At 71.7% G+C, this 2214-nt stretch carries 2 protein-coding genes; both read left to right on the plus strand.

Annotated features, from left to right (window positions below; translation table 11 throughout):
* Nucleotides 1-1729: M6 family metalloprotease domain-containing protein (locus tag GT354_RS33155; protein WP_161360069.1), on the plus strand; the 1729-nt coding region annotated here is incomplete at its 5' end.
* A 32-nt stretch (nucleotides 1730-1761) separates the two neighbouring features.
* Nucleotides 1762-2004 carry an exodeoxyribonuclease VII small subunit gene (locus tag GT354_RS33160; protein WP_161360070.1) on the plus strand — a complete coding sequence of 81 codons (243 nt, stop codon included), beginning with the start codon at nucleotides 1762-1764 and terminating at the stop codon, nucleotides 2002-2004.
* Nucleotides 2005-2214: the final 210 nt, after the last annotated feature.

Here is a 2214-nt window from a genome sequence, read left to right on the forward strand (position 1 = left end):
CGGCGGCGGCGCCGAGGGCACCTACGCGATCTGGGCGCACGCGAGCACCGTGCTGCGCGGGCACGTCGTCCCCGGCACCGACCTCAAGGTGGCCAACTACATCGTGCAGCCCGAGGATTCCGGAGTGGGCGTGTTCGCCCACGAGTTCGGCCACGACCTCGGTCTGCCCGACCTGTACGACAACTTCAGCGGCGGCGAGACCGACGTCGACTTCTGGGACCTGATGTCCTCCGGATCCCACGCCGGGCCCCTGTTCCAAACGATGCCCGCGCACATGGGCGCCTGGTCGAAGTACGTCCTGGGTTGGATCGATCCGCAGGTGGTCCCGGTCGGCGGCGGCACCCGTACCGTCCTGCTCGGCGCCGCCGCGAAGCCCCGACCCGGCACCCGCGAGGCGGTCCGGGTCGACCTGCCCGACGAGGTGGTCCGCATCGGCACCCCGCACGGCGGAGCCGGCATGTGGTACTCCGGCCGTGACCAGGAGTGGTCGGACAGCCGGATCGTGCGCGACATCGCGGTGCCCACCGGATCCGACGTCAGGTTCCGGATGTGGAACGACTACGTCATCGAACAGGACTGGGACTACGGCTTCGTCGAACTCTCGGTCGACGACGGCGTCACCTGGCGGCAACTGCCCGTGCACGACGACGCGGGCAACCTCGTCAGCACCAAGGCCGACTACGCCGACCCGAACAAGAACCTCGGCGAGCTGCGCAAGACCGACGCGCTCACCGGCGACTCCGGTGGCTGGCGGCACGACAGCGTCGACCTGACCCCGTACGCCGGACAACGCGTCAAGCTGCGGCTGGACCTGAACACCGACGCCGCGTTCATGGAGAAGGGTTGGTTCGCCGACGACTTCTCGCTCACCGTCGGCACCGACACGGTGTGGACCGACGACGTCGAGAACGGCGACAACGGCTGGACCGCGGTCAAGGGTTCGACCACCGTGACCCGCGGCGCGGGCTGGGGTCGCACGTCGGGCGCGGTCGCGCGTGAGCAGTACTACCTGATGGAGTGGCGCGCGCCGGTCGGCTTCGACGAGGGCCTGAACCACGCCTACACCGCAGGGCACAGCGACGCCCAGGGCATCTCCGTGAACCGGTTGCGCTACGACGTGCCGGGCATGTTGGTGTGGCTGCGCGACGCGGAATATCAAAACAACGGCGTCAACTTCAACCTGAGCGCGCCCCCGAGCTACGGCGCCAAGGGGCAGGTCCTGGTCGTGGACGCGCACCCCGACCCGCGCCGGTGGACCGGCGAGGCCGCCGAGCACTACTCGGTCAAGGGCAATCCGCGCAAGAACATCGAGAACCGCGCGCAGTCCTCCGACGCCGCGTTCGGCTTCGTACCGACTCCGGCGTTCGCGGCGTGCCACACCAACGGCGCGTGGTGCCAGGACTTCGACCCGCGCGACCCGGTTCGCGCGTTCTCCGACGCGCGTGGCTGGGCGCCGGGCGTGGAGTACGTGGCCGGTGCGCCGGTGGACCGCTTCACGGACGGGTCGACCGTGGTGCCCGCGCGCGGCCCGTACAGCACCAAGGTGGTCGACGCCGACGGCGCACCCGATTACGCGCACCACGGCCAGCCGTACAAGCACTCGACGCTGGGGACCGGCGATCCCGGTTCCGCGCTCGCGTACGGCGCGTCGGCCGAACTGCTTCGCCCGCTGACCCCGGGGCATCCCGACGGCGGCGCGGCGGTGCGGGTCACCGCGGCGAGGCCGTGAGCCGACCGGCGACGGGTGGTTAGGCTGGGCGCATGAGCGAGCAGCAGACCACGCCGGCGTCCGACGAGGCGCCGGCCTACGAGCAGGCCCGTGACGAGCTCGTCGAGGTCGTGCGGCGCCTGGAGACCGGCGGCATCACCCTGGAGGAGTCGTTGGCGCTGTGGGAGCGCGGCGAGCGGCTGGCCGTGGTGTGCGAGCAGTGGCTCGACGGCGCGCGGGCGCGGCTAGACGCTGCGGTGAACGCCGACCGCGAAGGTGCGTTGCGGGAGGACTGAGCGGGTCGCCTGCGGCGGGCCCGGGGGATTTGTCTCCACCGCCCACCCGTTGCGTTGCGAGCGAGGGCTGCGGGTTTACCGCCCCCGTGGCGGCGTGGTCCGGCCTCGCGGCCCGGTCGGGGATGGCGCTTTGCGCCCCACGAGTCGGGCTTCCCTCAGGAGCGACTCTCGGCTGCGCTCCCGGCGCGTCAGCGCCCACCGACCAGGCCC

It is taken from the genome of Streptomyces sp. SID3343 (assembly GCF_009865215.1).
Lineage (GTDB): Bacteria > Actinomycetota > Actinomycetes > Streptomycetales > Streptomycetaceae > Embleya.

Bases quoted from the DNA above. Each gene is read 5' to 3' on its own strand.
- GT354_RS33160 (WP_161360070.1), top strand. From the start codon at position 1,762: ATGAGCGAGCAGCAGACCACGCCGGCGTCCGACGAGGCGCCGGCCTAC.